This is a genomic window from Herbaspirillum sp. C9C3, from assembly GCF_013359625.1.
Classification (GTDB): Bacteria; Pseudomonadota; Gammaproteobacteria; order Burkholderiales; family Burkholderiaceae_D; genus Herbaspirillum.
The window spans coordinates 107,762-133,066 of the sequence record NZ_JABFMQ010000006.1 but is presented as its reverse complement, the minus strand read 5'-3'; the positions used below and the strand labels follow the sequence as shown (position 1 = coordinate 133,066).

Sequence of the window (25,305 nt, the reverse complement as noted above, 5' to 3'; positions counted from 1 at the left end):
GTAGTTGCATCAGGTGGACCAAGACAACCATCACGGAGACGAGCAATGAAAGTACTGATTACGGACTACGATTTTCCCGACGTCGACCTGGAGCTTGCGCTCTACAAGGAAGCCGGTGTGGAAGTCGTAACCGCGCAATGCCGCACCGAAGAGGAGGTGATCGCCGCCTCCGCAGGATGCCAGGGCCTGCTGGTGCAATACGCACCGGTGAACGCCAAGGTCTTTGCAGCCCGGCCTGAAATCCGCATCGCCAGCCGCTATGGCGCCGGCTTCGACACCATCAACACGGCCGACGCCGCCGCGCACGGCGTGTGGGTCGCCAACTCGCCCGATTATGGCGTGGGCGAAGTGGCCACCCATGCGCTGGCCATGGCCCTGGACCTGATCCGCAACATTACCGTCTACGACCGAGCCGTGAAGGCCGGTGAATGGCACTACACCACGGCCGGCATCATCCCGCGCGCCTCCGACCTGACCATCGGCATCATCGGCCTGGGCCGCATCGGCAAGCGCATGGCGCACATCTCGCGCAATCTGTTCAAGCGCGTCATTGCCTGCGATCCCTACATCATCGATGGCGATTTCCCCGCCTACGTGGAACGCGTGAGCCGCGAGGAGCTGTTCCGTCAAGCGCATGTGGTGTCGCTGCATACGCCCTTGAACGACGAGACGCGCAACATGATCGATGCCTCGCTGCTGGGCCTGCTGCAACCGCAGAGCTATCTGGTCAACTCCGCGCGCGGTGGCCTGGTCAAGATCGACGACCTGCTGGCGGCGCTGGAGAATGGCAAGCTCAAGGGCGCGGCGCTGGATGTGTTACCGGTTGAGCCGCCCGAGACGGCTTCGGCTATCGTCCAGCATCCACGTGTGCTATTGTCGCCGCACGCGGCCTTCTTCTCGGATGTCGCAGCGCGCGAACTGCGGCGCAAGGCGGCCCAGAACCTGATCGACTGGGACCGCAACGGACGGCCCTCCTACGTGGTCGTCCAGGGCAAGAACCAATAAGACCAAACAATGACCCCGGCAACGGGGCGCCAACGCAGCACCGCGCCGGCCGCCAGCCGGCGCTGCATCACCGTAGATGACAGAAGAAGGAAGACCACCAGGATCTTCCGTACGTCCCTCCACAGGACGTGCCTGAACAAAGTGCGCTGTGAACGGCTCCGCCTGGAACCGGTTCCGCAGCGTCGATACGAGGATAGACACGAGGAGCATTTGATGGCATCAGTACAGATCCGCGCAGTCAAGAAGCAGTTCGGCAGCACCCAGATCATCCGGGGCGTCGACATCGATATCGCCGATGGCGAATTCACCGTCCTGGTCGGTCCTTCCGGCTGCGGCAAGTCCACTCTGCTGCGCATGCTGGCGGGGCTGGAAGAAATCACCGGCGGCGAGATCCTCATCGGCGGCACCGTGGTCAACAACGTCCAGCCCAAGGACCGTGACATCGCCATGGTGTTCCAGAACTATGCGCTCTACCCGCACATGACGGTGCGCGACAACATGGCCTTCTCGCTCACGCTGGCCAAGAAGGACAAGTCCTTCGTGGAAGAACGCGTCAAGAAGGCCGCCGACATCCTCGGCCTGAACCAGCTGCTGGACCGCTACCCGCGCCAGCTCTCGGGCGGCCAGCGCCAGCGCGTGGCGATGGGACGCGCCATCGTGCGTGATCCGCAGGTGTTCCTCTTCGACGAACCGCTCTCCAACCTCGACGCCAAGCTGCGCGTACAGATGCGCACCGAGATCAAGGAACTGCACCAGCGCTTGAAGACCACCTCCATCTACGTCACCCACGACCAGATCGAAGCCATGACCATGGCCGATCAGATCGTGGTCATGCGCGATGGCCTGGTGGAACAGCGCGGCCGTCCGCTGGATCTGTACGATCATCCGGCCAACCTGTTCGTGGCCGGCTTCATCGGCTCGCCGGCGATGAACTTCATTCCCGCCACCCTGCGCCGCAACGGCGCGGCTGCCGAAGTCGAATTCGCCGACGGCACCCGCCTGCCGGCACCCTATGGCAGCGCCTTGCAGGGCAATGACGGCCAGAAGGTCACCTACGGCGTGCGTCCCGAGCACCTCTCCATCGGTCCTGCCGGAGCAGGTATCGCCACCAAGGTCATCGTGGTGGAGCCGACCGGTGCCGATACCGAAGTGTTCTCGCGCTTCGGCGAGAGCAGCCTCACTTCGATCTTCCGCGAGCGCCATGATTTCGGCGCCGGCGATGTGGTTCACCTGGTCCCCGACCACAGCCGTACGCACCTGTTCGATACCGAATCGGGCAAGTCGCTGGCGGCGCGCTGATCGGGCGCACCGTCATTGCAGTAACCCAGGCAACACCAGTAGCGCAGCATCACAAGAAAAAGAGTCCATCCGCAAGAACGTTGTTCGAGAGCGGTCCAATTCGACTTTCAACCGAAGGAGTAGGAGACATGAGCAAGCTGACACGACGCGAATTCCTGGTCACCAGTGCTGCCGCCGCAGCCGCATCCGGCATGGGCGCCAATGCCTTTGCCGCAGGCGCCGGTGCGGCCGGTGCCGACAGCATCAAGTACCCCATCGAACAGGGCGCAACCCTGCGCATCCTGCGCTGGAAACGTTTCGTCCAGGGCGATGAAGACCTGTGGAACGCCAACGTCAAGAAATTTACCGAGCTGACCGGCATCCCGGTACGCACCGACAGCGAAGGCTGGGAAGACGTGCGCCCGAAGGCGGCCGTGGCGGCCAACGTGGGCAGCGGTCCGGACATCGTGCTGGGCTGGTTCGACGATCCGCAACAATATCCGACCAAGCTCATCGACATGACCGATCTGGCTGATTCGCTGGGCAAGCGTTATGGCGGCTGGTACGACGTCTGCCGCAAGTACGGCACCAAGGATGGCAAGTGGATCGCCCTGCCGCTGGGCGTGATCGGCAATGCCCTGGTCTATCGCGAAAGCCAGATCAAGGCCGCCGGCTTCGACACCATGCCCAAGGACACGGCCGGCTTCCTCAAGCTGTGCCAGGCCTTGAAGGCCAAGGACACGCCGGTCGGCTTCGCCCTGGGCAAGGCCGTCGGTGACGCCAACAACTGGGCGCACTGGCTGCTGTGGTCGCACGGCGGCAAGCTGGTCGACAAGAGCGGCAAGGTCGCCATCAATTCGCCGGAGACCCGCGCCGCGCTGGAATACGCCAAGCAGCTGTATGCCACCTTCGTACCCGGCACCCTGTCATGGCAGGACCCCTCCAACAACAAGGCTTACCTCGATGGCCAGATCAGCGTGACGGCCAACGGCATCTCGGTGTACTACGCCGCCAAGAACTCGCCCGAGCCCAAGATGCAGGAAATCGCCAAGGATACTCAGCACGCGCACTTCCCCATCGGCCCGGCAGGCAAGCCCACCGAGCTGATGCAGATCACGCAGCTGATGGTGTTCAAGCACACCAAGTATCCCAATGCGGCCAAGGCCTTCGTGCAGTTCATGTTCGAGCCGGACCAGTACAACCCGTGGATGAAGGCTTCCATCGGCTACGTCAGCCAGTCGCTGAAGGCCTACGAGAAGAACCCGGTCTGGACCGACGACCCCAAGGCCACGGTCTACCGCGACTCTGCCTCGCTGATGCTGGACCATGGTCACGAAGGCCCGCTGGGTCAGGCCTCGGCGGCCTGCATGGCGGACTACGTGGTGGTGGACATGGTGGCCGAGGCGGCCTCGGGCGCCAAGACCGTGCAGCAAGCCATCGACCGCGCGGCCGAACGCGCCAAGCGCTACTACAAGGCTTGATGCCATCGGCCTGAAGGGCAGCGACGCAGCCGCACCGGGTTCCCTCGGGACAGCGGGCAAAGGGGCAGGTTGTCAGGGCCTGCCGGCCCGATGCGGCATCGCTGGCGCATCGCCAGGCGTGGCTGCGCATCACTACAGTACTGGCCGCAGACTCGTTCTGCGGCCCTTTCATCGAGGCACATCATGCTATCCCGATTCCTGAACAACCGTAACGTCCTGGGCATGCTGTTCATGGCCCCGGCCGTGATCCTGCTGGTGGTGTTCCTGACCTACCCGCTGGGCCTGGGCATCTGGCTGGGCTTCACCGATACCAAGATCGGCGGCGAAGGCAGCTTCATCGGCCTGGACAACTTCACCTATCTGGCCGGCGATTCGCTGGCGCAGCTGTCGCTGTTCAATACCGTGTTCTACACGGTCAGCGCCAGCATCCTGAAATTTGCACTCGGCCTGTGGCTGGCCATCCTGCTCAACAAGAACGTACCGCTGAAGACCTTCTTCCGCGCCATCGTGCTGCTGCCCTGGATCGTGCCAACCGCGCTGTCGGCACTGGCCTTCTGGTGGCTGTATGACGCGCAGTTTTCCGTCATCAGCTGGGCCTTGCACAAGATGGGGCTGATCGATCACTACATCGACTTCCTGGGCGACCCGTGGAATGCGCGCTGGTCGACGGTCTTCGCCAACGTCTGGCGCGGCATCCCCTTCGTGGCCATTTCGCTGCTGGCGGGCCTGCAGACGATCTCGCCCTCGCTGTATGAGGCCGCAGCCATCGACGGTGCCACGCCCTGGCAGCAGTTCCGCCACGTGACGCTGCCGCTGTTGACGCCGATCATCGCGGTGGTGATGACCTTCTCGGTGCTGTTCACCTTCACCGACTTCCAGCTGATCTATGTGCTCACCCGTGGTGGTCCGTTGAACGCCACCCACCTGATGGCCACGCTCTCGTTCCAGCGCGCCATTCCGGGCGGTGCCCTGGGCGAAGGCGCGGCGCTGGCAACCTACATGATTCCCTTCCTGCTGGCAGCGATCATGTTCTCGTATTTCGGCCTGCAACGTCGCGGCTGGCAACAAGGAGGTGACAAATAATGGCCAAGAAAAAAGACGACCAGCAGGAAACCCAGGGCATGGATTTCCTGCAATCGACGCCGCGCAAGTGGGTGACGATCTACATTCCGCTGCTGATCTTCCTGTTCGTGCTGCTGTTCCCGTTCTACTGGATGGTGATCACCGCCTTCAAGCCGGATAACGAATTGCTCTCGCAGACCGGCAACCCGTTCTGGGTGGTTGCCCCGACGCTGGCGCACTTCAAGAAGCTGCTGTTCGAAACCCAGTATCCGGCCTGGCTGTTGAACACGGTGATCGTCTCGGTGGTGTCGACCTTCGCCTCGCTGGCGGCCAGCGTCTTTGCCGCCTATGCGATCGAACGACTGCGCTTCCAGGGTTCCAAGCAGGTCGGTCTGGGCATTTTCCTGGCCTACCTGATCCCGCCATCGATCCTGTTCATTCCGCTGGCGGCGATCGTGTTCAAGCTGGGGCTGTTCGACACGCGCTGGGCGCTGATCCTGACCTATCCGACCTTCCTGATCCCGTTCTGCACCTGGCTGCTGATGGGTTACTTCCGCTCGATTCCATATGAGCTGGAAGAGTGTGCACTGATCGATGGTGCCACCCGCTGGGAGATCCTGGTCAAGATCATCCTGCCCCTGGCGGTGCCGGGCCTGATCTCGGCAGGCATCTTTGCCTTCACGCTGTCATGGAATGAATTCATCTATGCGCTGACCTTCATTTCTTCTTCCGAGGTCAAGACGGTACCGGTGGGAATTGTCACCGAGCTGGTGGATGGCGATGTCTATCACTGGGGAGCGCTGATGGCCGGTGCGCTGCTGGGTTCGCTACCGGTGGCGGTGGTGTATTCGTTCTTTGTGGAGTATTACGTATCGGGCATGACGGGGGCGGTGAAGGAGTAACTTGGAAAATGCTAATACCGTTGAGCCTATCGCCCCACGGTATTAGCTACCATTCTGTTGAATTGCATATCCGGTAGGCAGCCGACTCAATTACGAAATAAAAAGAGCCCAAATCGATGAAGATTTGGGCTCCTTTTTTGTAATTGACCTTCAACTAAACTCTCGAAGAGCTATTCAAAAAGCCTGGCGACATATTCAAAGGCTTAACGCGTGGTCACTGCTGCATTCGCCTCCACCGTCTTCTTCTCCGGCAGCTGCTTGCGCACCTTGGCCACATCGGACGCGTTCACCGACGACGCCTGGTTGCCCCAGCTGCTGCGGATGAAGGTGACGACATCGGCCACTTCCTGATCCGACAGGCGACTGCCGAAGGCCGGCATGGCGAATTGCGTCGGGGCCTTGTGGGTCCAGGGCATTTCGGCGCCTTCCAGCACAATGCGGATCAGCGAAGCCGGGTTCTCGGCATTGACCGTGGGTGACAAGGCCAGGCTCGGGAAGGTTTCGTCATAGCCCTTGCCGCTGCTGCGGTGGCAGGCCGCGCAGTTGTTCAGGAACGCCATCGCCCCGGGGCTCTGGTCGCTGCCGCGGCGCAGGGCCTGGTGGGTCTTGTCGTCATAGGCCAGCGCAGCCGTACTGTCCTTCACCGGCTTCAAGGACTTCAGGTACTTGGCCATGGCCGAGAGATCTTCCTCGGTCATGTACTGGGTACTGTTGGCGACCACGTCGGCCATGCCGCCAAAAGCAGCGGAATGGCTGTTGCGGCCGGTCTTGAGGAAGGCCACGATATCGGCCTCGCTCCAGTTGCCCAGACCATCACGGGCATCCCCGCGCAGGTTGTTGGCCAGGTAGCCATCGACGACACCACCGGAGAGGAACTGGCTGCTGTCATTGGATAGCGCCTTCTCCTGCATGCCCACGCCACGCGGGGTATGGCAGGCGCCACAGTGTCCCAGGCCCTCGACCAGGTATTGGCCGCGGACCAGGGGACTATTGTCCTCGGGACCATCGACCGCTACGGCCGGTGCAAAGACCTTGCGCCACACCGACAGCGGCCAGCGCATCGACAACGGCCAGGTGATGTCCACACCGCGATTGGGTGCGGGATCGGCCTGCACGCCCTTCATGAAATAGGCATACAGTGCCTTCACGTCAGCCGGCTTGACCTTGGCGTAGGAGGGATACGGCATGGCCGGATAGAGCGACGCACCATCCTTGCGGATGCCGTGACGCAGGGCTTGGTCGAAATCCTCTTCGCTGTAGTTGCCGATACCGTGTTCCTTGTCCGGCGTGATGTTGGAGGAATACACCGTGCCGATGGGCGTGGCAATGGGCAAGCCGCCCGCAAAAGGCTTGCCGCCCTTGGCGGTGTGGCAGGCCACGCAGTCCCCGGCCTTGGCCAGGTACTCGCCGCGCTGCACCAGCTGCTGATCAGCCGAGGGCGCTGCCGGATTGCTTTGCGCCGCTGCGGACAACGCGGACAGCGACATGACTGCCGCGCAGGCGGCGATGAAATAATGCTTGATCATGGTCGTCATCCTTATGCCTGCACCAGCGGGCCGGGGTTTTTCAGATACTGCTCACGAATGGCCCTGGCGGAGTGATACGCCAGCGCCGTGACCAGCCCGGTCGGGTTGTAGCCCATGTTCTGCGGGAAGGCACAGGCTCCGTAGACGAACACGTTGGGCACGTCCCAGCTTTGCAGATACTTGTTGACCACGCTGTTCTTGGGCGTCGTTCCCATGATCGCGCCGCCGGTCAGGTGAGTCGACTGATAGACCCGGGTATCCCAGGACGAACCGGTCTTGCGCACGGCCTTGATGACCTTTTCCGGATTCATGGCCTGGCCGACCTTCTCCATCTGGCCTGCGATGTAGGTCAGCATCTTGCCTTCGTTTTCCTTCCAGTTCAGGGTCAGGCGCAGCAGCGGCTGGCCGTTGGCATCCTTGTAGGTCGGGTCCAGCGACAGGTAGCAGTCGCGATAGGCCATCACCGAACCGGACATGCCGATGGTGAGCGTGCGCTGATAGCTGTCCTGCACGCTGGCCTTCCATTCCGAACCCCAGCTGGGGACCTTCTCGCCGGGCATGGTGCCGGCCTGCTTGATGGGCCGACCCCCGGTGCGCACGTGACGGATCGAGGCGCCGCCGATGAAGCCCAGCGGACCGTGATCGAACTGGTCGCCGTTGAGGTCGTCCATGCCCACACCACCGGCGCCGGTGCCGATAAAGGGATTGAACTGGGTCCCCTTGGGCATGACCACGTTGATGCCCCCGTTGTACTGGTAGGCGAAGTTCTTGCCGACCACGCCTTCACCAGTGACCGGGTCATACGGCTTGCCAATGCCCGAGAGCAGCAGCAGGCGCACGTTGTGGGTCTGGAACGCGGTCAGCAGCACCAGATCGGCCGGCTGCTCGACCTCGCGGCCCTGGGCATCGATGTAGGTGACGCCGGTGGCGCGCTTGCCGGAGGCATCCAGGTTGACCTTGATGACCTGCGCCTTGGCACGCACTTCGAAGTTCTTGCGCTTCAACAGCACCGGCAGGATGGTGGTCTGCGGCGAAGCCTTCGAATACATGTAGCAACCGTAGTTCTCGCAGAAGCCGCAGTAGTTGCAGGGGCCGATGCGTACGCCGTACGGATTGGTGAAGGGCTGCGAGGCATTGGCCGCCGGCGCGGGATAGGGGTGGTAGCCGACATCGCGCATGGCCTTCTCCACCAGCGAAGCAGCATACTGGTATTGCAGCGGCGGGGTCGGGAATTCATCGCTGCGCTCGGCTTCCAGCGGATTGCCACCGGGCACGATCTGCCCCTTCAGATTGCCGGCCTTGCCGGAGACGGCCATGACCTTTTCCGAGAAATCGTAGAACGGCTCCAGTTCCTTGTAGGTCACGCCATGGTCCTGGATGGTCATGTCCTCGGGGATGAATTTCTTGCCGTACTTCTGCTCGTAGTGGGAGCGCATTTCCAGTTCTTCAGGCAGGTTGCGGTACATCATGCCGTTCCAGTGGAAACCGGCACCGCCCACGCCATCACCCAAGAGGAAGGAGCCATGCTGACGATACGGCACCGCCACATCGGAGAGCGCATGGCGGATCGTCACGGTCTCGCGCGAGAGGTCCTGGAACAACGCGCCGCGCACCGAGTATTTCAGTTCATCGACCGCCTTCGGATAAGGCGTATCGGTATTGGTATCACGCATGTCGCCGCGCTCCAGCGCCAGCACGTTCAGGCCGGCTTCGGTGAGCTCCATGCCCATGATGGAGCCGGTCCAGCCCAGGCCCACCATCACTACATCCACTTTGTCTTTTTTGATAGCCATGATCAGCCCTTCTCTCCCAGAATCGACACGGGGCCGTATGGATACTTGACGTTGTATTGGTCCACCCAGTCGGCGTAATCGGCACGCGCACCGGGGAAGCCGACCAACTTCCAGCCGCCCATCTTCTGGTTGCCGCCGTACATCGGGTCGGCGAAATAACCTTCCTTGGTATTGCCCAGCATGAAGCTGAAGAAGGTCTTGGCCGGCACCGTATCGAAGCTGATCTTGCCGCCTTCCATCATCTTGAGTACTTCCAGCTGCTTGGCCTTGTCGAGTTCGGCGAAGACCTTGCCGTGGTTCTTGCTGCACCAGTCATTGCAGGCGGCAATGCCCTGGCGATAGATGTCGCGCGGTACCAGCGAGAGCTGGTAGCCCAGTTCAGGCGCGCTGTCCGGGTGAAAAGGACCCTGCATGTACCACAGCTTGCCGGCGCCATAGGGCGTTTCCATCTGGCGGTCGATGAACTCGGGCACGCCGGTCTCCAGTGCACCGGCACCGTACTGGTCCGAGGGGATGAGATGATCGACGGCGGCGTTGAGGAAGGCCCATTCGGGCGCGGTGAAGTAGCTGGGGGTGTAGGCGCGGGCCTTGCCCGGCTCGCTGCTGTCGGCCATTGCCGGTTGGCTGACTGCTGCGGTGGTGGCGCCGCCTAGCGTGGTCGCGGCTGGGACGATGGCCAACACCTGGCGCAGGAAGCGCCGCCTGGGCTCTTTATCTTGTGACATGAGTATCCTTTGGACGTGGGATTTGACGAGGGTATGCGGGACGCTGGCAACACGCCATGCAAGGATGAAGCTCCCCTGCGTGCCGAATGGACGCGTTCTCTTCTTGTTATGGTGTAGCCCCTGTGCGGTGTCGTCGGGCGCAGCCGCACAGGGTGAGACTCAGACCGGCAGGGCTGCCGCCCTGCGGTACCTGATTTACATCAGGCCAGCACTTCGCCGAAGAAATCCTGCAAGGCGACAGCGGCGCGCTCGGCGGTCTGGCGGTGGTAGAAGAAGCCGGGATGGTTGGCATCCGGATCGGTGAAGGAATGGCCTGCCTGACCATAGTTGACCAGTTGCCAGTCGATCTTCAGGGCGCTCATCTCGTCGATGAAGCCATTGACCTGATCGCGTGGCACCGACGGATCCTGCACGCCGTGCAGCACCAGTACCGCGCCCTTGATCTTGCTCTCGGCCGGGGCCGGGGTATCGAGCGCACCATGCAGCGAGACCGTGCCGCGCAGCTCAGCGCCATCACGCGCCAGCTCCAGCGCCGCCGTGCCACCGAAACAGAAACCGCAGGCGCCCAGCCTGGACGCATCGAGCTTGACGAAGGACTGCTCGCGCAAGACCTTGAGCGCGCCGTGCATGCGCTTGCGCAGTTCGGCGCGATCCTTCTTGAGCGGGATGATGGCCGCCAGAGCTTCGTCCGGATTACCCGGACGCAGGGTCTTGCCGAACACATCGGCCACCAGGATGGCATGGCCCGCACCGATGGTGGTGGCGGCGATTTCCAGCGCCTGCTGGCGCAGCCCGAAGTAATTGGGAACGCTCAGTACACCGGAGACCGGGGCTTGCGCCTTGTTGTAGAGGAGCACGCTTTCGTAATCGATGCCATCGGCGCTGTGGGCGATGGTCTCGATGCCGAGGTCGGTGACAGGAATGCCGAGCTTCTCGGCGATGGCGGCGGTGTTCCAGGACGTGGACATGGATGGAGGCTCCTTTGGTTGGCAAACGTCGCCGGGCGTGGAGACCAGGCGACGCTCAGGAAACTTTTGTTTGGCGCGAATGCGGACAATCATTGCTGCGAGGCCGCGCTGTTGACGCCGCCGCCATGCCCTTGCCTTGACCGCATGTGGGCAGCAATGTTCGCACAAACAGTGCATTTCTGCAGAAGGCCAGACCAATGAGGCTCGAAAAAATGCGAGGTGCGCCCCTACAAAATCCATACAAGTCACATGGAGATGCCCGCCAACTTGACTTTTACTTGCGAGCAATGGATTCTTGCCCGACCCCATCGGCAGACCTCTTCCATACAACGACCAACACAAGAGTTTCCATGAACGACCATTCCGATTTGCCTGACGCCGCCGTCCCTCCTCCGTCTGCATCCAATGAGCCGGGCACCTTTGCCACCGCCCTGCGCGATTCTGCCGATCACCGTGCACCACAGGCGTTTTCCTTCAGCGGGCGCGGTTCCGAATATTTCCGTATCTGGATCGTCAATCTGCTGCTGTCCGTGGTGACGCTGGGCATCTATTCCGCCTGGGCCAAGGTGCGCCGACTGCGCTACTTCTACGACAACACCTCGGTGGCCGGGGCCAGCTTCGACTATCACGGCAATCCCGTGGCCATCCTCAAGGGACGCATCCTGGCCGTGGTACTGCTGGTGGCTTACCAGCTCGCCGGCTACATCAACATCCTGCTTGGCCTGATCGCCGCGCTGATCCTCATGTTGGCCAGCCCCTGGCTGATCTGGCGCAGCCTGCAATTCAAGCTCTACAACACCAGCTATCGCGGCATCCGCTTCGGTTTTCGCGGCAGCTTCGGCGGTGCCTTCAAGAACTTCCTGCTGTGGCCGATGATCGGCGTCTTCAGCGTGGGGCTGCTCATGCCGATGGCGGCACAGCGCTTCAAGCGCTTCCAGCACAATGAGACGCGCTTCGGCTCCACCCACTTCTCCTTCCATGGTTCAGTCGGCGCGTTCTACCTGGCCTACCTGGCCGGCATCGGTGGCTGGATCGCCGGCTCGGCGCTCATCGTCATCAGCTTTGGCGGCATGGCCTTGTTCCGGGCGATCGAGTCGGGCGCAGGTTCGATCCTGGCCTTCGCGCTCATGCTGCTGGCCCTCTACGTCTGGTCCTTCCTGATCATTCCGCTGTGTCTGACGCTGCTGCAGAACCTGGTCTGGAACAATACCCGCCTGGGTGAACATCGCTTCCAGAGCCGCATGCGCTGGGGCCGCACGGCCGTCATCCTGCTGACCAACGTGCTGGGCATTGCCGTGACGCTGGGCCTGTTCACGCCCTTCGCGCAGGTACGCATGATGCGCTATCGCATCGAGTCGGTTACCTTGCTGCCGGCAGGCAGCCTGGACGACTTCATCGCTTCCAGCGAATCGCCCGGCTCGGCGACCGGCGAGGGCCTGGGCGATCTGCTCGACTTCGACCTGTCGATGTAAGCCATGACAGTCTCGGCTTCCTATTACGATGGCAAGACCTCGAGACGCTACCTGGTCACGCTCACCGTCAGCGATGGCGTGGCGCAGGTCCGCGGGGAGGTGGAGCGGGATTGCCCGATTGCCGGGTTGCACGTTTCCGAGCGCCTGAACCGCGCGGCGCGCAAGGTCAGCTTCCCCGATGGTGCCTATCTGGAGATCATCGATGGCGCGGCCTTCAGCGCCTTGCTGCGCGGGATCGGCCAGCGCGATTCACTGGTGGTGCGGCTGCAGCAGAGCTGGTTCCACGCACTGACGGCCTGCGCGGTCCTGGTGGCGGTGGTGGTCCTGAGCTACCTCTATCTGCTGCCGCTGGCGGCCCAGGGCATCACCGCCATGCTGCCGGTGTCGGTGGATCGCCAGGTCGGACAGGACACGCTGGACTTCCTCGATAAGCGGGTGCTGTCACCCAGCCAGCTCGATGCGCACCGTGCGCAGGCCATCACGGCGCGCTTTCGCGCCTTGACGACGCCGCTGCCGGATGCGCCCGATTACGAGATCGTGTTTCGCAAGAGCCGCATCGGGCCCAATGCCTTCGCCCTGCCCTCCGGGCAGATCGTGGTCACTGACGAGATCGTGCAGTTGCTGGACGATGATGATGCCCTCATGGGGGTATTGGCCCACGAACTGGGCCATGTGCACCGCCGCCACCTGATGCGGCGACTGATCCAGAGTTCGGCCATTGCCGCCATGGCCACCGCTCTGTTTGGCGATGTCTCGGCGGTGCTGGCCAACATCCCTACGGTGTTGCTGGATCTGAAGTATTCGCGCGACATCGAACGCGAGGCCGATGATTACGCCATTGCCATGTTCAAGGCCAATGGCCTGCCGCGTCAGAAGCTGGCGCTGGTGTTCGAGAAGCTGGGAGAGATGGACAAGGATGGCCAGGCCGCGCGTTATCTCTCCAGCCACCCGGCCAATGAGGAACGCATCGCACATATCCTCGGCTCGCGCTGAGGACCAAGGCCTGTTCCCATGAAATCTACGAGTAGATTCAACGTGACCAGGCCCTAAGGCCTGGCCTCTCCCGGGCTCTCGCCGCCCTCCACCAGTGCCTTGAGTGAGTCCAGCACCAGCCCGTTGCTGCGGATCCAGTCCTGCCCGCTGCGCTCACTGATGGCATCCTCCTGGTCCGGTGCGGACAGGTCGATGATCTCGCTCTCCAGGGCCTCGATCGACACGGCGGTTGCAAACGCCTTGACCACAGGCCGGGTGAGATCCTTCTGGTTCTGGCGAATGACCAGCGCAGTACGGCCAGAACGCAGCTTGACGATGGACCCGACGGGATAGATGCCCAGCGTCTTGACGAAGGTCAGGAAGATGGGACGATCGAAGTGCCCCTGCCAGGTCGCCATGCGGGCCAGTGACTCGGCTGGATCCCAGGCGGACTTGTAGGTGCGATCGGAGGTGACGGCGTCGTACACGTCGCACACGGCGGCCATGCGCGAATACAGGCCGATCTGGTTGCCCTGCTGGCGCCCCGGGTAACCGGTGCCATCGACCTTTTCGTGATGATGCAGGCACACGTCGAGAACATAGTCCGGTACGTCGGCGAAGCCGCTCAGGTATTCATAACCCAGCGTGGGGTGGCGCTGGATGATACGAAATTCCTGGTCGGTCAGCTTGCCCGGCTTGTTCAGTACCTCCAGCGGAATAAAGGCCTTGCCCACGTCATGCAGGTAGCCGGACAGTCCGGCTTCCTTGCAGGCCGTGCTGTCCATGCCCAGGGTGCGCGCCAGAGCCACCATCATGGTACAGACGGCGATGGAGTGCAGGTAAGTGTATTCATCGGCGCGCTTGAGGCGGATGATGCTGAGCAGGGCGTTCGAATTGCGCGTGACCGAGGCGGCGATTTCCTCCACCAGGTCCTGGCATTTCTCGACATCCAGGGTCTTGCCCAGACGGGCCTGCCGGAACATCTGCCGGGTCGATTCCTTGGCACTCTCGTAAAGCCGCAAGGCTTCGTTGAGTTCATTGCGATACTCCTCCTCCGCAGTGACCGGCGCAGGCGGCGCAACGGCCACGTCCGCGATGGGCTGGTGAGCAATGACATCGCGCCCCAGTGACAGATCGATCCAGCAGAATTCGAAGCCGGCACTGCGCGCCCGGCTTACGTCGGCTGCGTGCTCGATCTTGAACTTGCTGCGCCAGAAGGGATGCTCGATCCATGAGCCATCGAAGCCGGAGAAATACATCCCCACGGCCAAGTCGTTGATGCTGATTTTTTTGAGTTGTGCCATCTGCATTTGAGAAAAGGTGCATTGCCGCGATGCTGCCTCGGGCTGTTGCGCGACTGTATTACATCTTCAGCGGCTTGATTAGCAGCAATTTTCTGACGACACCTATTAAAGAAAACACCTAATCTCAAACGATGCCACGACGGCACAGGGTGTCGGCTGCCACGGCAACAGGCAAGGGATGGCCCGACAGAAAAACAAAAACCCGGGGCGCTGGCGCGGCCCGGGTTGGCAGATGAAGCTGGCGCAGTGAGTGCGAACTCAGTGACGCTGCTCGTCCTGCGACATGCTCGACAAACCCGAATAGAGGCTGCAGCAATGCGGCGCACCACGGTGCGATCCGGTGTCGAGCTCGCTGGAGTCGTTGAGAAAATCAACCAGCTTGCGATAGAGTTGTGCGAAGTAGCGCATGACTTACCCCCTTTCACTAATGACTGATGGCAGGTCCCGAAGGTTTTTCCGCCAGTGCCGGTCTGTCCATGGTCCTGATTCATACGGCCGGCACGAACCGTATAAATTGTTTATATTATTTATTCTATGTGCAGGACGGCCGGACGTCCATCAGGATTTCTCTGACATCGCTGTGGTTGTTGCGCGTAGTCATCACTTCAGCATCACCTACATGCCCTCCGCATGTGTCTGCAACCATCCCCGGAAAGCCGCCATGGCAGCGGTTTGCGGCCGTGACTTCAGGCGCGTGAGCCAGTAGGCACCCAATACGATGCGCTGCCCGAAGGGACAGAGCAGGCGCCCCTGCCGCAGTTCGCGCTCGAACATCAGTACCGGCAGCAAGGCCACTCCCGCCTCTTGCGCAGCGGCCTCGGCCAGCGCCAGCGAGGAATCAAATACGAAGCCGCGCAAGGGCGGGCAAGGCACACCGGCTGCCGCAAACCAGCGGCGCCACTCATCGCTGCGATAGGAGCGCAGCAAGGTCTCGGCCGCCAGGTCGGAGGGCGCGCGCAAGCGCGCGGCGATCTCGGGGGCACACATCGGGGCCAGCGGCGCTTCGAACAAACGTTCAGCCTCGGTGCCGTGCCACGCACCATCGCCAAAACGGATCGCGTAATCGAGCCCCTCCCCGGCCAGGTCCACACGATTGTTGTTGGTGAGCAGGCGCAGATCCACGAAGGGATGCTGCTGCTGGAATTCACGCAGGCGCGGCATCAGCCAGCCCACGGCGAAAGTACCCACCACACCGACGGTGAGGACCTCGCGGCGGCGGCCATCTTCGAACTGGGCCAGCACGTCGGCAATGCGCCCGAAGGACTGCGCCACCACCGGCAGCAGCGCCAGCCCCTCATCGGTCAACGCCAATCCGCGCGGCAGACGACGAAACAGCGCCACGCCCAGACGCTGTTCCAGGTTCTTGACCTGCATGCTCACGGCGGTCTGGGTCACGCTCAATTCCTCGGCGGCGCGGGTGAAGGAGAGGTGGCGGGCCGAGACTTCGAAGGCACGCAGCGCATTGAGGGGCAGGTACATGGGATTTCCTGGCATCAGTTTTTCTTGGGCTTGCACCCAATTATCGTGAATTGTGAGCGCCACGACTACTGCCTATGATGCAGCCCTGTTGCCATCATTCATCGAGGAGAATCCATGTCTGGACGACGTCACTTCCTGTCCGTTGCCGCCCTGACCACGGCCGGCCTGATCAGCCGCAGCTGGGCGGCCGCACCACAAGTTGCAAGTAAAACTGTGGACTCATCCACACTCACCGATACCCTGTCGCGGCTGGAAGCCGACATCGGCGGCCGCCTGGGCGTTTCGCTGGTGGATACTGCCGGTGCTCGCCACTGGGGCTATCGTGCCGATGAGCGCTTCCCCATGTGCAGTACCTTCAAGTTCCTTGCGGCAGCCGCCGTGTTGCACCGCGTGGATCAGGGCAAGGAGCAGTTGAGCCGGCGCATCGTTTATCACCAGAAAGACCTGGTCCCCTACTCGCCCACGACGGGCAAGCACACCGGCGGCGCCGGCCTGTCGATGGCGCAGTTGTGCGAAGCGGCCATGACCCTCTCGGACAATACCGCCGCCAACCTCATGCTGGCCAGCATGGACGGTCCGGCCGGCCTGACGCGATTCGTGCGCACGTTGGGCGATGATCTCACCCGGCTGGATCGCAATGAGCCCACGCTCAACGAAGCCGTCCCTGGCGACCCTCGCGATACCACGACCCCGGCCGCGATGACCGCCGACCTGCGCCGGCTGCTGCTGGACGATGCGCTTGCTCCGGCCTCGCGCCAGCAGCTCACGCAGTGGCTGGTGGCCAACCGGACCGGCGACCAGCGTGTGCGCGCCGGCCTGCCGGCGGGCTGGAAGGTCGGCGACAAGACCGGTACCGGGCGCCTGGGCACGGCCAACGATGTGGGGGTGGTGTGGACCGACAAGGGCGCACCGCTGCTGTTTGCCGTCTACCTGACCGAAAACGCCGCCACCGATGCGCGGCGCGATGCGGTGCATGCGGAAGTGGGTCGCCTGATCGGCCAACTCATGCGCTGAGAAACGGCCAGCCCTTCAAGCGGCGAAGCTGAACGAGACCGCGCCGATGCCCTCGAGCGCCGCCGCCACCAGCCGCCCTCCCCGCGCCAGCTGCAGGCCGGTGCAGGAGCCGGTGGTGATGATCTGCCCGCCACGCCAGGGCTGGCCACGGCGCGCGCAATGCAGCGCCAGCCAGCCCAGCATGGTCCACAGCTCGGCCGGATTGCCGCCGGTGGTACGGATGATTCCCTGGCCGTCGATGTGCAGGCCGGCCACGATCTGGCGCAACGAAAGCGTGGCAGGCAGCGGCTGGGCGGCACCGATGATGAGTGCACCGTGGCTTTGCAGGTCGGCCATGCCGGCCCAGGGATTGGTACAGGGCGGATGTCCCAGGCGCGTCTCCACCACTTCGATGGCCGGCAGGATGGCATCGAAGACCGTGCGCAGCTCGGCTTCATCCGGCTCTTGCTCGCCGGGATCGTAATCGCGCCCGACCCGCAGGGCCAACTCCACTTCCAGCCCGCGCATGCGCCATTGCGGCCCGCGCAGTTCGCTTCCGGATGCCACGATGCCCGAAGCCGGCAGCGCTGCACAGCCGGGCAGGCTGCCATCACCCTTGCTGCCGACCTTCCAGCCGCCCACCGGACCCAGGCGCAGCAATTGCGCGTCCTGCACGGCATAGGCGGTCTCGGCATCACCCACGGCCAGGCGGCGCCAGTCCAGGGCCAGGCCACTGTGGCGGGCGTCGAGCAGAAGTTGGGTGGCGGCAGCGATGTGCATGCGGAAAATCTCCGGAACAGAAGGGAAGGCAGCGCGCATTGTACTGGCTGCCAGCGCACTCCGACCAGGATGCCGATAATGGCGGGAGCGCTTGACTTGGAGCGCACTCCAACTTCTAGACTGGCTGCCATGACAACTTCTCTCACCATTGCCCAGGCGTCCGAGGCCACTGGCCTGTCGGTGCATACCCTGCGCTACTACGAACGCATCGGCCTGCTCGACCCGGTGGAGCGGCGCGACAACCGCCATCGCCGCTACACCCAGGAAGACCTGAACTGGATCGCCTTCTTGAAAAAGCTCAAGGCCACCGGCCTGCCGGTACGCGCCATGCTGCGCTATGCCGAGCTACGCCGCATCGGCAATACGGTGGAAAGCGTCAGCCAGCGCCGTGCCATGCTGCAGGCGCATACGCTGTGCGTACAAGATACCCTGGCCGAGTTGCAGGAGAACCTGGCGGTCCTGCAGCACAAGCTGGCCCTGTATGACGACCTGGAGCAGCAAGTACGCGCTGCACTGCCCGCCTCTGCTGGCGACAAGGCCGCCGCTCCCCAACCCGAAAGGATGACACCATGACGCAACCCCACACCTCGCACCTGCCAGCGCAATCACCCGTCGGCACCCGCCGCCTGGGCAGCAACGGCCCGCTGGTCTCGGCCATCGGCCTGGGCTGCATGGGCATGAGCGATTTCTATGCGCAGCGCGACGACGCCGAATCCCTGGCCACCATCGACCGCGCCCTCGAACTGGGCATCAACCTGCTCGACACGGCCGACATGTATGGCCCCTACACCAACGAAGAACTGATCGGCCGCGCCCTCCAAGGCCGCCGCGACAAGTTCTTCATCGCCACCAAGTTCGGCATCCGGCGCGATCCGGCCCATCCATCTGCACGCGGCGTGGATGGCAGCCCGGCCTATATCCGCCAGGCCGTGGAGGGCAGCCTCAAGCGCCTGGGCATCGAGACCATCGACCTCTACTACCAGCATCGCATCGATCCGAACACGCCCATCGAGACCACCATGGGTGCGCTGGCGGACCTGGTGCAGGCCGGCAAGATCCGCTACATCGGCTTGTCCGAAGCCTCCTCGGCCACTCTGGAGCGCGCCCACCGGGTACACCCGGTGACGGCCCTGCAGAGCGAATATTCCTTGTGGACGCGCGATCCTGAAACGGATGTGCTGGCCACCTGCCGCGCGCTGGGCATCGGCTTCGTGGCCTACAGTCCGCTGGGACGGGGCTTCCTGACCGGTGCGTTGCAGCGCTTCGAGGATCTGGCCGAGGATGATTTCCGCCGCACCAATCCGCGCTTCCAGGGCGAGAATTTCGCCCGCAACCTGCGGCTGGTGGCACAAGTGAAGGAAATGGCAACGCAGCACGGCTGCACACCGAGCCAGCTGGCACTGGCCTGGGTGATGGCGCAGGACCCGCACGTCGTGCCCATTCCCGGCACCAAGCGTCGCCGCTATCTGGAAGAAAACGCGGGCGCGTTTTCGGTGAAGCTTTCTTCCGAAGATCTGCAGGCGCTGGAGGCGGTCTTCCCGCGCGGCGCGGCCGCCGGCGAGCGTTACACCGAAGCCAGCATGCAGATGCTCAACCTCTGAAGGCTGAGGCGAGCGCCGCCCGCCGCCAGTCTCAGTGGTCGCTGCTGGCCGCCGGATGCAGAGCCAGCGGCACGAAGGTATTGGTGGCGGTATCGTGCGCCAGGATGGAGCCGGTCTCGATGTCGTAGACCCAGCCATGCAGTCCCAGGCGGCCCTGTGCCAGCGCCACCGCCACCGAAGGATGGGTGCGGATGTTGTTGAGCTGGGCGATCACGTTCTCGCGCACCATGCCATCGATGCGATCCTTCTCGGTCTCGTGGTGACGCGATTCATTGATCATCCGCGCGGCATCGGTATGGTGCAGCCAGTTGCGTACCGCCGGCATGTGGTCCAGGCAGGCACAGGTGGCCACCGCCGTCATGGCGCCACAATCGGAGTGACCGCAGATGACGATGTCCGACACCTTCAGCTGTGCCACAGCATACTCCACGGTCGCACTGACGCCGCCCGGCTCGGGGCCGAAGGAGGGCACGATGTTGCCGGCATTGCGGATGACGAACAGGTCGCCCGGTTCGCGCTGGGTCACCAGTTCGGGCACCATGCGGCTGTCGGAGCAGGAGATGAACAGCGCCTTGGGGGTCTGCCCGGTCGCCAGGCTCTTGAACAACTCTTTACGGGAAGGAAAGACATCCTGCTGGAAACGCAGGAAGCCATTGATGATGTCGCGCATGGGGGAATGGCCTTGATTCTCGATGAAGATGGACGCCCGGCGTCCGCGTGAGCCGGATCATATCATCGGCGCTTGCAGCGGCCGCGACGCACAATGATGAACGTCATCAGGAATAACGCCGTCTTGTTAAATTTGATCAAGATATCGCCAAATTACTACAGATTTTGCTCCTGTCCGCTGATAAAATTGCCGGATCGAAACTCGCTGGTGTGCAAGGCACGGGCGCTTTCGAGGTGTTTGAAGGGCAGTTGGGCTGCCCTTGTCGATATCAACAATTCGGGGAAACAACTATGTTCAGCAGGTATGTCACGACCGTGGCGGCAGTCGCCATGGCAACGGCGCTCGGGGGTTGCGCCACAGAGAATTCACGCAGTCTGCCGGTGGCCCAGGTGGCCAGCGCCAAGCAGGTGTACCAGGGGGCGCGCAGCCCGATCGCCGTCGGCAAGTTCGATAACCGCTCCAGCTATCTGCGCGGCATCTTCTCGGATGGCGTGGACCGTCTGGGCGGACAGGCCAAAACCATCCTGATCACCCATCTGCAGCAGAGCAACCGCTTCTCCGTGATGGACCGCGACAACATGGGCGAACTGGCCCAGGAAGCCAAGCTGAACAAGCAGACCCAGTCCCTCAAGGGCGCCAACTACGTGGTCACCGGTGATGTCACCGAGTTCGGCCGCAAGGAAACCGGCGATCGCCAGCTGTTTGGCATTCTCGGTCGTGGCAAGTCACAGGTGGCCTATGCCAAGGTCAACCTGAACATCGTGGACGTGAACACCTCGCAGGTGGTGTACTCGTCGCAGGGCGCAGGCGAATACAGCCTGGACAACCGCGAGATCATCGGCTTCGGCGGCACCGCCAGCTATGACTCCACGCTCAATGGCAAGGTACTCGACCTGGCCATCCGCGAAGCGGTGCAGAACCTGGTCACCGGCATCGATTCCGGCGCATGGAAGCCCTGACTCCCCAACACGAACGCAAGAGACCGACCATGATGAACAAGAAGCTCGCTGCCGGGTTCGCCCTCGGCCTGGCGCTGGCCCTCTCCGGCTGCGCCAAACACCAGCAGAAGTCCCTCTACGGCTGGGGCAATTATCAGGACCAGCTGTACGAACACTTCAAGACGGAAGGCAACGGCAATGAAGCCGAGATCGCCGCGCTGGAAGAAAACCTGCAGAAGATGCGCGCCAACAACGAGGCCGTGCCGCCGGGCTACCACGCCCACCTGGGCATGCTGTATGCCTCCATCGGCAAGGAAGACCAACTGGTCCAGGAACTGCAGACCGAAAAGGCGCTGTTCCCGGAATCGGCACCGTATATGGACTTCCTGATGCGCAACTACAAGAAGGGACTGAGCAAATGATGATCAACAAATTCAAGGCACTGGGCGCCCTGCTGCTGGTCCTGCTGGCCTCGGGCTGCGCCACCCACAAACAGCAACCGTATGACTACGCCGAATTCAAGGCGGCGCGTCCGGCCTCGATCCTGGTGCTGCCACCGATGAACAGCTCTTCCGAAGTCATCGCTCCCTACGGCATGCTCGCGCAGGCCACGCTACCCTTGGCGGAATCGGGTTACTACGTGATCCCGGTCTCCCTGGCGGCGGAGACCTTCAAGCAGAACGGCCTGGCCAACGCCGCCGACATCCACGAGGTGCCGGTCAAGAAGCTGCATGACATCTTCGGTGCCGACGCTGCGCTGTACATCAACATCACCGACTACGGCACCTCCTACAAGGTGGTGCAGAGCGATACGGTGGTGGCCGCCGATGCCAAGCTGGTCGACCTGCGTTCGGGCAAGACGCTGTGGCAGGGCTCGGCCAGCGCCTCCAGCGCGGAGCAGCGCCAGAACCAGAACAATGGCCTGTTGGGCATGCTGATCTCGGCCGTGGTCAACCAGATCATCAGCACCACCACCGATGCCAGCTACAAGATGGCCAGCGTCACCAGCAACCGCCTGCTGCGCGCGGGCAGCACCAACGGACTGTTGTATGGTCCGCGTTCACCGCAGTACCAGAAGGACTGAGTCCAAAGCCCCTCGCAGCGCTTGCGCAAGCAAGTCCTGCAGAGGGCAATGACGCCGCTGCGCAGCATCACCGCAGCGGCGTTTTTTACGTACGTAGCAGTCTCAAGCGGACGCCAGCTGATATTTGCGGATCTTGTCGTAAAGCGTCTTCTTCGGGATGCCCAGCCGCTCCGCGGCCTGCGCGACACTGCCCTCGCTCTCCCTGAGCGCCGTGGCGATCATCCCGGCCTCGAATTGCTCCACCTGTTCCGGCAGGGACAGCGTCAAGGACGCCGAGCCCCCCACGGCAGCGATCTGTTCCACTCCCAATACCCAGCGGTCGGCAAAGTTGCGCAGTTCGCGCACATTGCCCGGCCATTCGCGCTGCTGCCATTGCTGCATCTGCGCCGCCGTCCAGGCCGGTATCTCTCGCCGGTAGCGCATCGCGGCCGCCTGGCAGAAATGCGCCAGCAACAGCGGGATATCACTGCCACGCTGGTTCAAGGCCGGCAGGTCGATGGAAACCACGCCGATACGGTAATACAGGTCTTCACGGAACTGTCCCTCGGCGGAGAGCTTGAGCAGATCGACCTTGCTGGCCGCCACCACCCGGCAATCAATGGCCACGGACTCGTTGCCGCCCAAGCGTTCCAGGCGCCGCTCCTGCAGCACGCGCAAGAGCTTGACCTGCAACGCCAGCGGCATGCTCTCGATTTCATCGAGGAAGAGCGTGCCGCCATGCGCATATTCCAGCTTGCCGATGCGGCGCTTCTGGGCACCAGTGAAGGCCCCGGCCTCATGACCGAAGATCTCGCTCTCGAACACCGTTTCCGGCAAGGCCCCGCAGTTCAGCGCCACGAAGGGGCCCTTGCGGGCACTGGCGGCATGCAGCTGGCGCGCCACCACTTCCTTGCCGCTGCCGGTCTGGCCATTGATGAGCACATCCACATCGGCCGGACCGAGGCTGCGGATGAGCGTACGCACCCGCTCGATGGCAGGTGACTGGCCCACCAGCGGCGGCAGCTCCGGGTCGTGCGCCCAGGCCTCGCGCAGGCGGCGGTTTTCCAGGACCAGACTGCGCTTCTCCTGGGCGCGCAGGGCGATCTCGAGCAGACTGTCCGAACCGAAGGGCTTCTCCACGAAGTCATAGGCCCCGGCACGCATGGCCTCCACCGCCATGCTGACATCGCCATGACCGGTCACGACGATCACCGGCAGGTCCGGATCGATCTGCATGACATGGGTCAGCACCTGCAAACCGGACCAGCCAGGCAGGCGTACATCGGTCACCAGCACGCCCGGGAAATCGCGGGTCAGCAGCGGCAGGGCCTCTTCGGCGCTGGCGCAGGCGCTCACCGTAAAGCCCTCCAGCTCCAGTGCCTGGGCCGTGGCGCGGCGCACCGCCTGTTCATCTTCGATCAGCAGGGCGCTGGGGGCAGCGGCGTGTTTATCCATCAGATCCATTCTCCGTCTTCAGCAGGGGCAGGCGCACCACGAATTCCGCGCCGCCTTGTTCATGATTATGCGCACTCAGTTGACCGTTCATGGCCTGCACGATGGAGGACGAAATCGCCAGTCCCAAGCCCAGCCCCTTGCTCGACGACTTGGTCGTGAAGAAGGGCTCGAACAGATGCGGCACGACCTCGTCGGCAATGCCCGCGCCGGAATCGCGAATGCGCAGCACTGCCTGCTGGCGTGCCGTATCGACCTCCAGCATCACGCAGACACACTTGCGGGGCGCCTCCTCGACCGCATCGAGGGCATTGCGCAAGAGATTGACGATGACCTGCTCGGTGCGCACCGCGTCTCCGGTCACCTGCACGGTCAGCGGCATGTCGATGCGGGTTTCCACTTCCTGCTTCTGGAAGTCGCTGGAAAGCAGCCGTACCGAGGTCTCCACGGCCTGGCGCAGGTCGACCACCGCCACGGCCTGGCCGCTCTTGCGCGCAAACCCCTTCAACTGGCCGATGATCTTGCCCATGCTGACACTGGCATGGCTGATGTGTTCCAGGTTCTCGGCCACCTGGGCGGTCTGACCCCGCGCCAGGAATTTCACCGAGTTGTCGGCAAAGGCTCGGATGGCCGCCAAAGGCTGGTTCAGTTCATGCGTCATGCCCGCCGCCATCTGGCCCAGCATGGCCAGCTTGCCGGCCTGCACCAGCTCGTCCTGGGTAGTGCGCAACAGGCTCTCGGTCTGCTGCAGCTTGGCGTACTTGGCCGCGATGGCCTGGTTGGCCGCGGTCAGTTCCCCGGTACGCTGGGCGATCTTCTGGTCCAGTTCCTCGGCAGCACGGCGCAGGGCGTTGCGCGAGGCCAGTCGTTCCTGCAAGCGGCGCCGGTGCTGGTACCAGGCCAAGAGCGAGATGGCCAGCGCCAGCATCAACAGTGCCGCCGCCATGGTCGACTGCATCGCGGACCGCTGCATGCGTGCCTTTGACGGAAACAGCATCAACTTCCATCCCAGCCGCCCCACCGGGCGCGACACGTGCATGCCGAATCCGCGCTGCAAGGCCGGCGGCAGGGTCGTCACCGGCGTGATGGGCAGGTCCGCATACTGGTGGGTGCCCGCCAGCTCGCGCTGCACCGGTGCGCTCAGGGCTTGCAGGCTGTGGTACTTCCATTCGGGACGATTGCTCAGAAACACCACGCCGCCGGCATCAGTGAGCGTGATCGGATCATTGCTGCTGCGCCAGGTATGCTCAAACTCCGCCAGGTCCACCTTGACCACCATCACGCCGATGGGCAGGTCGCCCTCGGCCTGATCCTGGCGCCGAAAGATCGGCTGGGCGATGAAGTAGCCCGGTTCGCTGGAGATGTTGCCGATGCCGTAGAAGCGCCCAGCCCGCCCCTGGATGGCTTCGCGGAAGTAGGGGCGGAAACCGAAGTCGCGCCCGACATAACTGAATTCCTCATCCCAGTTGCTGGAGGCCAGCGTCACGCCGTGACGGTTGAGCATGAAGATATTGACCGCACGCGACTGTTGCTGGATGGTCTTGAAGGCGCGATTGAGGCGGTCCACCGACAGCGCATCCTCGGGATGCTGCAAGACCTGGCGCACATCGGACTGGAAGCCCAGCGCAAAGGGCAAGGCTTCATATTTCTGCAGGATCGATTCCAGATCCAGCGCGGCAATCTGCAACTGCGCGGCGGCCAGGGCCTGCTGGTCGCTCTCGGCCCGGCCCAGCGCCACGCGATAGGTCAACCCGCAGACCAGCAGGGTGGCCGCCAGGAACAGAGTCAGGATCAGCAGATTTCGTCGTGCGCGCATGAAGAGAACGGAAGAAAACAGCGCG

Annotated in this window: 24 protein-coding genes; 13 read left to right on the top strand and 11 right to left on the bottom strand. The window is 63.0% G+C overall.

What is annotated here, in order from left to right; genetic code table 11:
* The first annotated feature begins 45 nt into the window (after window positions 1-45).
* From HNO82_RS08320 to HNO82_RS08300, 5 genes are all read left to right on the top strand, one after another.
* Complete coding sequence (locus tag HNO82_RS08320) at window positions 46-1,005, top strand: C-terminal binding protein (protein WP_175343358.1); 960 nt, start codon at window positions 46-48, stop codon at window positions 1,003-1,005.
* A gap of 213 nt (window positions 1,006-1,218) precedes the next feature.
* Window positions 1,219-2,304 (top strand): ABC transporter ATP-binding protein, encoded by a 1,086-nt coding sequence (locus HNO82_RS08315; RefSeq protein ID WP_008330975.1) that lies wholly within the window; start codon window positions 1,219-1,221, stop codon window positions 2,302-2,304.
* A gap of 128 nt (window positions 2,305-2,432) precedes the next feature.
* Window positions 2,433-3,764: an ABC transporter substrate-binding protein gene (locus HNO82_RS08310; RefSeq protein ID WP_175343357.1), complete on the top strand. Its 1,332-nt coding sequence runs from the start codon at window positions 2,433-2,435 to the stop codon at window positions 3,762-3,764.
* A gap of 183 nt (window positions 3,765-3,947) precedes the next feature.
* Entirely contained in the window at window positions 3,948-4,847 is a 900-nt protein-coding gene (locus HNO82_RS08305; protein ID WP_008330979.1) for a carbohydrate ABC transporter permease, read from the top strand.
* Window positions 4,847-5,728, top strand: a complete 882-nt coding sequence (locus HNO82_RS08300; protein ID WP_008330981.1) for a carbohydrate ABC transporter permease — start codon at window positions 4,847-4,849, stop codon at window positions 5,726-5,728. The genes HNO82_RS08305 and HNO82_RS08300 overlap by 1 nt, the downstream gene beginning before the upstream one ends.
* Before the next feature lie 203 nt (window positions 5,729-5,931).
* Here the strand turns inward: HNO82_RS08300 and HNO82_RS08295 are convergent, their stop codons facing one another.
* The 4 genes from HNO82_RS08295 to HNO82_RS08280 all read right to left on the bottom strand — a co-directional run bounded on the left by HNO82_RS08295 (window position 5,932) and on the right by HNO82_RS08280 (window position 10,740).
* Window positions 5,932-7,254 carry a c-type cytochrome gene (locus tag HNO82_RS08295; protein ID WP_175343356.1) on the bottom strand — a complete coding sequence of 441 codons (1,323 nt, stop codon included), beginning with the start codon at window positions 7,252-7,254 and terminating at the stop codon, window positions 5,932-5,934.
* Window positions 7,255-7,265: 11 nt separating this feature from the next.
* On the bottom strand, window positions 7,266-9,047 hold the full coding sequence (locus tag HNO82_RS08290; protein WP_175343355.1) for a GMC family oxidoreductase: 1,782 nt from the start codon (window positions 9,045-9,047) through the stop codon (window positions 7,266-7,268).
* 2 nt (window positions 9,048-9,049) lie between these two features.
* A complete protein-coding gene (locus HNO82_RS08285) occupies window positions 9,050-9,772 on the bottom strand; it encodes a gluconate 2-dehydrogenase subunit 3 family protein (protein ID WP_175343354.1) in 723 nt (240 codons plus the stop codon).
* A 200-nt stretch (window positions 9,773-9,972) separates the two neighbouring features.
* On the bottom strand, window positions 9,973-10,740 hold the full coding sequence (locus tag HNO82_RS08280) for a dienelactone hydrolase family protein (protein ID WP_008330987.1): 768 nt from the start codon (window positions 10,738-10,740) through the stop codon (window positions 9,973-9,975).
* 350 nt (window positions 10,741-11,090) lie between these two features.
* On the opposite strand from HNO82_RS08280, the gene HNO82_RS08275 reads away from it, so the two are divergent.
* Both HNO82_RS08275 and HNO82_RS08270 read left to right on the top strand, forming a co-directional pair.
* Complete coding sequence (locus HNO82_RS08275) at window positions 11,091-12,212, top strand: YjgN family protein (protein WP_175343353.1); 1,122 nt, start codon at window positions 11,091-11,093, stop codon at window positions 12,210-12,212.
* A gap of 3 nt (window positions 12,213-12,215) precedes the next feature.
* Window positions 12,216-13,205 carry a M48 family metallopeptidase gene (locus HNO82_RS08270; RefSeq protein ID WP_175343352.1) on the top strand — a complete coding sequence of 330 codons (990 nt, stop codon included), beginning with the start codon at window positions 12,216-12,218 and terminating at the stop codon, window positions 13,203-13,205.
* A gap of 53 nt (window positions 13,206-13,258) precedes the next feature.
* On the opposite strand, the gene HNO82_RS08265 is transcribed toward HNO82_RS08270, so the two are convergent.
* The 3 genes from HNO82_RS08265 to HNO82_RS08255 all read right to left on the bottom strand — a co-directional run bounded on the left by HNO82_RS08265 (window position 13,259) and on the right by HNO82_RS08255 (window position 15,967).
* Complete coding sequence (locus HNO82_RS08265; RefSeq protein WP_175343351.1) at window positions 13,259-14,488, bottom strand: cyclic di-GMP phosphodiesterase; 1,230 nt, start codon at window positions 14,486-14,488, stop codon at window positions 13,259-13,261.
* 258 nt (window positions 14,489-14,746) lie between these two features.
* The gene (locus HNO82_RS08260; RefSeq protein WP_008330992.1) at window positions 14,747-14,896 is read right to left on the bottom strand and encodes a hypothetical protein; all 150 of its coding nucleotides are present in this window, start codon (window positions 14,894-14,896) and stop codon (window positions 14,747-14,749) included.
* A gap of 207 nt (window positions 14,897-15,103) precedes the next feature.
* A complete protein-coding gene (locus HNO82_RS08255; RefSeq protein ID WP_008330993.1) occupies window positions 15,104-15,967 on the bottom strand; it encodes a LysR family transcriptional regulator in 864 nt (287 codons plus the stop codon).
* A 114-nt stretch (window positions 15,968-16,081) separates the two neighbouring features.
* Here HNO82_RS08255 and bla point away from each other — a divergent pair, with 114 nt between their 5' ends.
* On the top strand, window positions 16,082-16,981 hold the full coding sequence (gene bla / locus HNO82_RS08250) for a class A beta-lactamase (protein WP_175343350.1): 900 nt from the start codon (window positions 16,082-16,084) through the stop codon (window positions 16,979-16,981).
* 15 nt (window positions 16,982-16,996) lie between these two features.
* Here the strand turns inward: bla and HNO82_RS08245 are convergent, their stop codons facing one another.
* Window positions 16,997-17,740: a hydratase gene (locus HNO82_RS08245; RefSeq protein ID WP_175343349.1), complete on the bottom strand. Its 744-nt coding sequence runs from the start codon at window positions 17,738-17,740 to the stop codon at window positions 16,997-16,999.
* Between the two features lie 129 nt (window positions 17,741-17,869).
* On the opposite strand from HNO82_RS08245, the gene HNO82_RS08240 reads away from it, so the two are divergent.
* Both HNO82_RS08240 and HNO82_RS08235 read left to right on the top strand, forming a co-directional pair.
* The gene (locus tag HNO82_RS08240; RefSeq protein WP_175343348.1) at window positions 17,870-18,313 is read left to right on the top strand and encodes a MerR family transcriptional regulator; all 444 of its coding nucleotides are present in this window, start codon (window positions 17,870-17,872) and stop codon (window positions 18,311-18,313) included.
* Entirely contained in the window at window positions 18,310-19,341 is a 1,032-nt protein-coding gene (locus tag HNO82_RS08235) for an aldo/keto reductase (RefSeq protein ID WP_175343347.1), read from the top strand. The genes HNO82_RS08240 and HNO82_RS08235 overlap by 4 nt, the downstream gene beginning before the upstream one ends.
* A 31-nt stretch (window positions 19,342-19,372) precedes the next feature.
* Here HNO82_RS08235 and HNO82_RS08230 read toward each other — a convergent pair whose 3' ends face one another.
* Window positions 19,373-20,011: a carbonic anhydrase gene (locus tag HNO82_RS08230; RefSeq protein WP_008330998.1), complete on the bottom strand. Its 639-nt coding sequence runs from the start codon at window positions 20,009-20,011 to the stop codon at window positions 19,373-19,375.
* A gap of 290 nt (window positions 20,012-20,301) precedes the next feature.
* Between HNO82_RS08230 and HNO82_RS08225 the strand changes: the two genes are divergently transcribed.
* From HNO82_RS08225 to HNO82_RS08215, 3 genes are read left to right on the top strand one after another with little or no spacing between them, the layout of a single operon-like run.
* Window positions 20,302-20,970 (top strand): CsgG/HfaB family protein, encoded by a 669-nt coding sequence (locus HNO82_RS08225; RefSeq protein WP_008331000.1) that lies wholly within the window; start codon window positions 20,302-20,304, stop codon window positions 20,968-20,970.
* Between the two features lie 29 nt (window positions 20,971-20,999).
* Window positions 21,000-21,371, top strand: a complete 372-nt coding sequence (locus tag HNO82_RS08220) for a DUF4810 domain-containing protein (protein ID WP_008331002.1) — start codon at window positions 21,000-21,002, stop codon at window positions 21,369-21,371.
* Window positions 21,368-22,033 carry a DUF799 domain-containing protein gene (locus HNO82_RS08215; protein WP_034350810.1) on the top strand — a complete coding sequence of 222 codons (666 nt, stop codon included), beginning with the start codon at window positions 21,368-21,370 and terminating at the stop codon, window positions 22,031-22,033. The genes HNO82_RS08220 and HNO82_RS08215 overlap by 4 nt, the downstream gene beginning before the upstream one ends.
* Before the next feature lie 102 nt (window positions 22,034-22,135).
* Here the strand turns inward: HNO82_RS08215 and HNO82_RS08210 are convergent, their stop codons facing one another.
* Both HNO82_RS08210 and HNO82_RS08205 read right to left on the bottom strand, forming a co-directional pair.
* Window positions 22,136-23,467 carry a sigma-54-dependent transcriptional regulator gene (locus tag HNO82_RS08210; RefSeq protein WP_175343346.1) on the bottom strand — a complete coding sequence of 444 codons (1,332 nt, stop codon included), beginning with the start codon at window positions 23,465-23,467 and terminating at the stop codon, window positions 22,136-22,138.
* Window positions 23,460-25,280, bottom strand: a complete 1,821-nt coding sequence (locus HNO82_RS08205; protein WP_175343345.1) for a sensor histidine kinase — start codon at window positions 25,278-25,280, stop codon at window positions 23,460-23,462. Before HNO82_RS08205 ends, HNO82_RS08210 begins: the two co-directional genes overlap by 8 nt.
* Window positions 25,281-25,305: the final 25 nt, after the last annotated feature.